General features: G+C 66.6%; 5 protein-coding genes and 2 pseudogenes. 3 read left to right on the forward strand and 4 right to left on the reverse strand.

The window, feature by feature from the left end; all coding sequences use genetic code 11:
* Window positions 1-7 precede the first annotated feature (7 nt).
* Window positions 8-889, forward strand: a complete 882-nt coding sequence (locus tag I9P22_RS05245; RefSeq protein ID WP_199258305.1) for an amidohydrolase family protein — start codon at window positions 8-10, stop codon at window positions 887-889.
* Complete coding sequence (locus I9P22_RS05250) at window positions 886-2,499, forward strand: acyl-CoA dehydrogenase family protein (protein ID WP_199258306.1); 1,614 nt, start codon at window positions 886-888, stop codon at window positions 2,497-2,499. The genes I9P22_RS05245 and I9P22_RS05250 overlap by 4 nt, the downstream gene beginning before the upstream one ends.
* A 63-nt stretch (window positions 2,500-2,562) precedes the next feature.
* Here I9P22_RS05250 and I9P22_RS05255 read toward each other — a convergent pair.
* Window positions 2,563-3,514: pseudogene (locus I9P22_RS05255) on the reverse strand (IS481 family transposase).
* Between the two features lie 395 nt (window positions 3,515-3,909).
* On the opposite strand from I9P22_RS05255, the pseudogene I9P22_RS05260 reads away from it, so the two are divergent.
* Window positions 3,910-4,644, forward strand: a pseudogene (locus I9P22_RS05260) (transposase); the annotation flags it as partial.
* Between the two features lie 172 nt (window positions 4,645-4,816).
* Here the strand turns inward: I9P22_RS05260 and I9P22_RS05265 are convergent.
* From I9P22_RS05265 to I9P22_RS05275, 3 genes are all read right to left on the reverse strand, one after another.
* Complete coding sequence (locus I9P22_RS05265; RefSeq protein ID WP_199258307.1) at window positions 4,817-5,878, reverse strand: Ldh family oxidoreductase; 1,062 nt, start codon at window positions 5,876-5,878, stop codon at window positions 4,817-4,819.
* A gap of 50 nt (window positions 5,879-5,928) precedes the next feature.
* Complete coding sequence (locus tag I9P22_RS05270; protein WP_233253229.1) at window positions 5,929-7,431, reverse strand: ABC transporter substrate-binding protein; 1,503 nt, start codon at window positions 7,429-7,431, stop codon at window positions 5,929-5,931.
* A 78-nt stretch (window positions 7,432-7,509) separates the two neighbouring features.
* Window positions 7,510-8,163, reverse strand: a 654-nt coding sequence (locus I9P22_RS05275) for a dihydrodipicolinate synthase family protein (RefSeq protein ID WP_199258309.1), incomplete at its 5' end; no start/stop codon positions are given.

Consider the following 8,163-nt stretch of genomic DNA (forward strand, 5'->3'; position numbering starts at 1 on the left):
GCTTGCCATGATCGACCTGGCAGCCGTGCGGGCCATCGATTTTCACACCCATGCCGAAGAGCCCTGCGGCTGCCATGCCGATGACGGCTATGACGCTCTGCAATCGGCCATGGCGCGCTATTTCCGCGCTCCATGGCAGCACCCGCCGACCATCGACGAAACGGCGGCGCATTACCGCGCGCAGCGGATCGCGGCGGTGATCTTTCCCGTCGATGCCGAGCGCGAGACCGGCTATCGCCGCTATGCCAACGAGGAAGTCGCCGAGGCCTGCGCCCGCCACGCCGACATCCTGATCCCCTTCGCCTCGATCGACCCGGCGCGCGGCCGCATGGGCGCGCGCGAGGCGCGGCGGCTGATCGCCGATCATGGTATTCGCGGCTTCAAGTTCCATCCGACCATGCAGGGCTTTTGTCCCAACGACCGCATGGCCTGGCCGCTCTATGAGGCGATCGCCGAATCCGGCTTGCCGGCCCTGTTCCACACCGGCCAGACCGGTGTCGGCGCGGGCATGCGCGGCGGCAACGGCATGCGGCTGAAATACTCGAACCCGATCCATCTCGATGACGTGGCGGTGGATTTCCCCGACATGCCCATTGTCATGGCGCATCCCTCCTTCCCCTGGCAAGAGGAGGCGCTGGCCGTGGCCGTGCACAAGCCCAACGTCTGGATCGACCTGTCCGGCTGGCGGCCCAGATATTTCCCGCCGATCCTGGTTCGGTATGCCGATACCCTGCTGAAGGATCGTGTCCTGTTCGGATCGGACTGGCCGATGATCGCTCCCGAAGGCTGGCTCGACGAGTTCGAGGCCCTGTCGATCAAGCCCGAAAACCGTCCGAGAATCCTGAAAGACAACGCCGCCCGCCTGCTCGGGCTGAAGGAGGATGCATGATCCCATTCGCTGCGCCCGTGGACAATATCCTGTTCACCTTCGAACATGTTGCGCAGGCGGGCAGGCTGCCCGACTGGGACGCCGATCTGGCGCGCGAGGTGATCATCCAGTTCGCGCGTTTTGCCGAGGGCGCAGTCGCCCCGGCCGACGAGGCCGCCGACCGCGTCGGTTGCCGGCTGGAAAACGGTCGCGTCCAGATGCCGGCCGGGCTGGTGGCTGCCTACAGAAGCTTTGCCGAACAGGGTTGGCCTGCGCTGTCCTTGCCCGAGGAGGCGGGGGGACAGGCGATGTCCGGACCCCTGGCGGGCGCAACGACCGAGATCCTGGCCGGTGCCTCCCATGCCTTCCAGATGGTCGTGGGGCTGGTGCCGGGCGCTGCACGCACAATCTCGCTATACGGGTCCGACGCGCAGAAGACGCGCTGGCTGCCGCGCCTCGCCTCGGGCGACTGGCTGGCAACCATGGCGCTGACCGAACCCGGCGCGGGCTCGGATCTCTCCGGCCTTCGCACCCGCGCCGAGCGAAAGGCCGGGCATTGGCGGATCGCAGGCGAGAAGATCTTCATCTCTGGCGGCGATCAGAACCTGACCTCGCGCATCCTGCACCTGGTCCTGGCACGCAGCGGAGAGGCCGCCAGCGGCACCAGGGGGCTGAGCCTGTTTCTGGTCCCCTCGCATGACGAGGACGGCAAGGCGCAGCCTGTCTCCGTCACGCGGATCGAGGAGAAGATGGGTCTGCACGCCTCCCCCACCTGCCAGATGCTGTTCGATGATGCTCCGGCCGAGTTGCTGGGGCCCGAGGGGGGCGGGCTGAAGGCCATGTTCACGATGATGAACCATGCGCGGCTGGACGTGGCGCTGCAGGGCGTGGCCCATGCCGCCCGCGCCAGCCACTTGGCGCGTGCCTATGCAGCAACGCGCCGCCAGGGCCGGGTCGGAGGCGCGCCGGCGATGCTGGATGCTCATCCCGATGTGCGGCGCATGCTGGACGAGGCCGAGGCACTGGCCATCGGTGGACGGGCGCTGACCTATCGCACCCTGGTGGAGCTGGAATTGAACGAGCGGCCGGGCCTCGTCGATATCCTGACCCCGGTTTGCAAGTTCGCCTGCACCGAAGGGGGTGTTGCTGCCGCCAACCTCGCCATCCAGGTGATGGGCGGCTACGGCTATTTGCGCGAATACCGTGTCGAACAGGCGCTGCGCGACGCCCGCATCACCACGATCTATGAGGGCGCGAACGGCATTCACGCCGTGGCCTTGGCAACGCGGTTGCTGCAGCAGGCGGATGGGGCGGCGGCCAGGGCCTTTGCCGAGTTCCTGGATCCCCTGCCCGAAACCCGCGCCATCTGGGAAGCCGCGTGCAAGCGGATGCTGGCGGCGCCGGACCCGGCCGTTGCAGCGCATCCCTTCATGCTGCTGACAATCGAGGCCGCGATGGCGGCAGTCTGGCAGAGATTGAACGAGGCTGCAGGACAAGCCCCCGATCCCGCGCGGCTTGCCTATCTGTGTGCTCGGCAAACGGCGCTGCACCCAATCCGCCTGCGTCATCAGGCAGATCTCGTCGCACTGGCACTCGCAGGGGCGCCACAGCAGGCCGGCACCCCGCCCTGACCATGAAGCCGGTCGTCTGGACGGCCGGATTGCGGAATGTATCGGAGCCTAGCGTATTGGAGCCTAGCTGTTCAGTCCCGGCATCTGGTGGATCGGATTGACGATGAATCTGTCGGGCTCTGAAGTCCAGACCTTGCAAGATGTATTCGTAGGGCGTGAGGCCATTGAGGATCTTGAGCCTGCGGGCGAAGTTGTAGGCCGCGAGGAAGTCGCTCAGGTGTCGGCGCAACTGACCGTGGCTGTCGTAATGGAAGCGTTTTACCGTTGCCTCCTTGATTGTTCGGTTCATCCGTTCGACCTGACCATTGGTCCAGGGATGGTTGATCTTGGTGAGCCTGTGCTCGATGCCGTTCTCGTCGCAGACGCGATCAAAGATGTGGTGGAAGGCGTATGTATGGTGAGCGTGATTGGTGAACTGGACGCCGTTGTCGGTAAGCACCGTATGCAGTCGGTAGGGAACGGCCACGACCAGATCACGCAGGAACTGGGCGGCTGCCATCTTGCCGGCCTTTTCGACCAGGCGGGTGAAGGCGAACTTGCTGGTCCGGTCGATGGCCACAAAGCGGTAGAGCTTGCCCTCAGCGGTTTGGACCTCAGCGATGCCGATGTGAAAGAACCCAATGGGATAGCGTTTGAAGCGCTGCCGCTTCGGCTTGTCGCCCTCGACATCGGGCAGGCGGGAAATACCATGCCGCTGAAGGCAGCGGTGCAGCGCCGAGCGGGTCAGGTGCGGGATCGTCGGCTGCAGGCCGTAGAGGCAATCGTCCAGAGGCAACAGGGTGTGCCGCCGGAACGCGACCACCATCGCCTCCTCCACCTCGCTCAGAACGGTCGAGCGGGGCTCCTTCGGTCCGGTCTTCAGATCCTCGACTGTCGCCCGCTTGCGCCACTTGGCCACTGTCTTCGGATTGATGCCAAACTCGCGGCTCAACACCGCGAGCGAAGCTTGCGATCGCTGTATTGCTGCTCGGACGGCGTGCGTGGTCGTGGCGCTCCCGTGACGAACTTGTCCCATAGGGCCTCCTTCCATTCTGTAGAAAGGATCGCACCATCAAATTGTGGGATCAAACACCTAGCGTATTCTGGCGTTGGTTCCGTTCCCGTCGCGATTCCAGAAATACTTGCCTTTGCATCAAGGGGGCCGGCTGCCGGCGGGATCCTTGGCCGCATGAACATTACGGTTCGGAAATTCCACCCTCCAGGATCGCACCCGGACCATCCCAGCTACCGGCTGCGTATAGCGACCGGCATCGGCACCATCCCCTGGATCGACTTCGCTTGATCCCGTCGGCCTCACCGCAGGTGACGGCATAGACGAGAACCTCCCTCGTGCCGTCGTCAATCTTGAAGACCACCACACCCTTGCGCCCCGCCGAGATCAAGCGAAGCCCCGGTGCCATCTGATCGCGGCGGCTGGTGCCCGACCACAAGACCATCGCCGATTTCCGGCGCGGGAACGGCCCGGCCATTCGCCGGACCTGTGCCGAGTTCGTGGAGCTCTGCCGTCGGATCGGCGTGCTGAGGGGCGACTGCGTTGCCGTCGACGGCAGCAAGTTCAAGGCCGTCAACAATCGCGATCGCAACTTCACCAAGGCGAAGATCGCCAGCCGCCTGGCGCATCTGGAGAAGGAGGTCGGCCGCTATATCGAGGAGGCCGAGCGGGCGGATCGGCAGGAAACCGGCGAGGCACGCACGGAAAAGATAGCCCATCTGACCAGCCGTTATCACCGCGCCCGGCTGGAAATGGACCGCATGGTGAGGTTGCGCCGGGAGCTGGCAACGGCACCGGACGGGCAGATATCGCCGACGGATCCGGATGCCCGTGCCATGGCGACACGGGCGCAGCACAGCGGCCATGTCGGCTATAACGTGCAAAGCGTTGTCGATGCCGAGACCCATCTGATCGTGGCGCATGAGGTCACCAATCAGGGCCATGATCGTGATCAGCTCGCCTCCATGGCGGGTGCCGCGAAGACTGCCCTCCGGCACGACGACCTGCATATCCTGGCCGACAAAGGCTATTTCAGCGGCGGCGAGATCCTCATCTGCCACGAGCAGGGCATCACGGCGACGGTGCCGCGGCCGGACACGTCCGGGAGCCGCGCGCATGGGCGCTATGTGAGGGCGGACTTCGCCTATGATCCCCGCCTCGAAACCGGCGGCCAGGCCGCCCTTCAAGACCGGGTCCGTCGCCTCATGACGGCAGGACGCTCGCAGCGGACCCCGCAGGGCGAGGGGGACGCGCCGAGGCGCCTGCATTCCGGTCGCAGCGAATGTCGATCCCTCCCAAAGGGCGGGGTGCGCCGCAAGCCGGTCTTCAGGCGCCGATCTCGCGTGGCAGCGGGACGCCCAGCTGCCTGGCATGTTTCGCGATCCGCGCCATGTCGCTGTCGGCGACCGGCACCCCCCGCACAAGCGCATCGCGCCGCCTCATCGAGGCGCTGTCGCCCGGCACCCGGACCGCGCTCTTGTTCCAGGGGGCCGGCGGGTTGCTGCGACAGGCCTCGGCCAGCCAGTCGGACTGTTCGGTAAAGGCGCCGAGACCGGCAAAGAAGGCCGGGTCGATGACTTGCAGGAACGCGCTTTGCGCCAGCGGCCCCGGCGCCTTGGTATTGGCGCGGCCCTTGCCCGACAGGCCCTGGCCCAGCAGATCGACCATCATCGCCAGGCCGAAGCCCTTGTAGCCCTTTGCCGCGCCGCCCAGCGGCATCATCGTGCCGCCGCGTTCGGTGATCTCCCTGGGATCGTCCGTGGGCTGGCCCTCGGCGGTCAGGGCCCATGCCTCGGGGTAGCGCTCGCCCTTCCTGGCCAGCAGCTGCGTCATCGTGGTGGTGGTGATCGAGGTGGACACGTCGATCAGGATCGGATCGCCCGAGGTCGGAAAGCCCATCGCCAACGGGTTCGGCGTCAGCACCGGCCGGGTGCCGCCATAGGGCGCCACCCGCCGCGCCGCCGGGTTCGAGGCCGAGATCTGCACGATCAGCCCGCGATCGGTGGCCTTGCGCATATAGGCCGACAGCGCGCAGGTATGATGGCAGTTGCGGATCGCCGCGCCCACGATGCCGTGGTCGCGCACGCGGTCCATCGCCTGCTCCAGCGCCTGCGTCAGCAGCCAGGCACCGGGCAGCAGCCGCCCATCCCAGACGAAACCCGCGCCCCTGTCGGCCACGACCTGATAGCTGCCCGTCCCGTTCAGGCTGCCATCGGCCAGGCATTCCAGGTACCAGTGCAGCAGTTGCAGCCCGTGGGTCTCGTGGCCGATCATGTCGCCCTCGACGAGCACTTCGGCCGTGACGGTAGCCTTGTCGGCCTCCATTCCCCCGGCGGTCAGCAGGGTTTCGACAAAATCCAGCAGCAGGGCGCGATCGAAGCGGGGCATGTCTTCCTCCGAGGCAGGGGGACAGCCGGGCGGGCCGGCCCCCATACGGGTCACTTGAAGCGGATCTGCGACAGTTGCAGTTCCGAGTTCGTGGCAATGGTCGGCTTGAAGTCCAGCCTGGGCGAGACGCGGGTGAACCCGACCATGTGGAACATCGGGATGTCGGCGATGATCTCGGTGTTCACCTTGGCAAAAAGTTCCTGCCACAGCCTGGTGCGCTCGTCCCCGGTGGCGGCGGTCGCCCGCGCGATCAGATCGTCCACCGCCGGGTCGTCCACCATGGAATGCGCCCCGTCCGAGGCATATTTCACATAAGCGGTAAAGACCGGGTCGCCGGTGGCATTGTCATGCTGCGACTGGGTCAGCGTCGCGCCGGCATCGGCGACGAAGGGCGACACGAAATAGTTGTTCCAGACCGAAACGTCATACATGTCCAGCGTCACGTTCAGGCCGACATCCTGGAACATGGCCATCATCGCCTCCATCGCCTCGGTCGCGTTCGGGTATTGCCCGTTGCGGCCGATGATGCGGATCGGCAGGCTGGTGTCGACCCCGTCGGCCTTGGCCTCCTCGACCAGCGCGCGGGCGCGGTCGGGATCGTAGGGCCAGGCCGGCACGGCCGGGTTGTAGCCGATGGTCGTCGGCACGACCAGGTGCGTAGCGATCTGCGCATCGGCCGGGAACAGCGTGCCGATCATCGCCTCGCGGTCGACGGCCAGGTTCAGCGCCTCGCGGATGCGGCGGTCGTTGGTCGGCGGGACGCGGGTGTCGATCCGCAGCGAGGTGGTTTCGGAATTGGGATAGCTGAAATCCGTCTCGGGGTTGGTCGCGTCCTGAAGCGCGATCGAGGGCACGATATCAGCCTCGCCCGCCTGCACCATCGCCGCCGCCACCGCGCTGTCCGAGCGGAACAGATAGGTCGCCCTTTCCACCTGCGGCTGGTCGCCCCAATAGCCGGGATTACGGGTCAGGGTGATCGACTGGCCAACCTGCCAGTCCGAAAAGAGATAGGGCCCGGTGCCGTTCGGCTTGCGGTCGAATTCGGCGGCGGGCGTGGTGGCGGCGGATTGCACCGGCATCACCGTCATCAGCAGCGGCAGGATCGGCTGCGGCGGCGTGGTGGTGATGCGGATCGTGTGATCGTCCGGAATGTCGAAGCTGAACTCGGTACCGCCGAAATACTTGCCGCCGGTCTCGCAGGACAGGGCGGGGTTCTTGTTGCGCTCGATGGTGAACTGCACGTCCTTGGCGGTGAAGGGCGTGCCGTCGTGCCAGGCCACCCCGTCGCGCAGCTTGAACTCCCAGGTGTCCTCGTCCACCTGGTTCCATTCCGTCGCCAGGCGCGGCTTCAGCCCGCCGTTGACATAGTCGAACTCGACCAGCATCTCGTTGACGTTTTCCGACATGACCCGGCCCACGTCCTGGCGCGCGGCCATGCAGGGCTCGACCACGCTGACGGTCTCGGCCAGCACCACGGTCACGTCGCGATCGGTGTCCTGGGCCGCTGCGGGCAAGCCGGCCGACAGCACGGTTCCCGCCAAAAGCATCGCCATTCCGGTTTTCATTGTGTCTTCCTCCCATGTTGTGATGCGGTCGGGCCGGTCACGCCTTCGCGCCACCGGCCCGACCGCTCAGTCTTTTGTCCTTAGCCCGCTCCGGGCCAGGAACGCGGTCATCGCGGCCTGCTGGACAGATGTCAGCGGCCAGGCAGCGGGCGGCCGCGTCGGACCGCAATCCAGCCCCACCGCCTGCAGGGCCGCCTTGACCCCGGTGACGTTGGTGCCGTTCAGTTCCTGCGCGCGCACCTCCTCGAACGCCGCCATTCCGGCGATCAGGGTGCGGGCGCGGGCATGGTCCCCGGCCTCCAATGCGGCATGGATCGCCAACGAATGTTCCGGCCAGATATTGATCAGCCCCGAGGTGAAACCCCGCGCCCCCGCCGCATAAAGCACCGGCGCCCAGACCTCGGCCAGCCCGCCGACCCAGATGATCGCGGGATCGCAGGCGGCGGCGGCCTCGGCCAGCCGCAGCGGGTTGGGCGTCGCCCATTTCACGCCGATCACGCCGGGAATGGCGCACAGGTCGGCAATGGCCGCCGTGCCGATGGCGTCGTTGCGCAGATACAGCATCAGGGGCAGGCCGCCGCCGGCCTCTGCCACCCGGCGGACATAGTCGACGACGCCGCGCGGCGCGGCAAAGGGGTCGGGCGGCTGGTGCACCATCAGCCCCGCGGCCCCCGCCCGCGCCGCCGCGGCGGCCAGGCGGCAGGCATCCCCGACCGAGCG

The sequence above is a fragment of the Paracoccus binzhouensis genome (genome assembly GCF_016446475.1).
GTDB lineage: Bacteria > Pseudomonadota > Alphaproteobacteria > Rhodobacterales > Rhodobacteraceae > Paracoccus > Paracoccus binzhouensis.

Coding starts and splice junctions, on each gene's coding strand:
- I9P22_RS05265 (WP_199258307.1), bottom strand. CDS start 5,878: ATGCCCCGCTTCGATCGCGCCCTGCTGCTGGATTTTGTCGAAACCCTG.
- I9P22_RS05270 (WP_233253229.1), bottom strand. CDS start 7,431: ATGGCGATGCTTTTGGCGGGAACCGTGCTGTCGGCCGGCTTGCCCGCA.
- I9P22_RS05250 (WP_199258306.1), top strand. CDS start 886: ATGATCCCATTCGCTGCGCCCGTGGACAATATCCTGTTCACCTTCGAA.
- I9P22_RS05245 (WP_199258305.1), top strand. CDS start 8: ATGATCGACCTGGCAGCCGTGCGGGCCATCGATTTTCACACCCATGCC.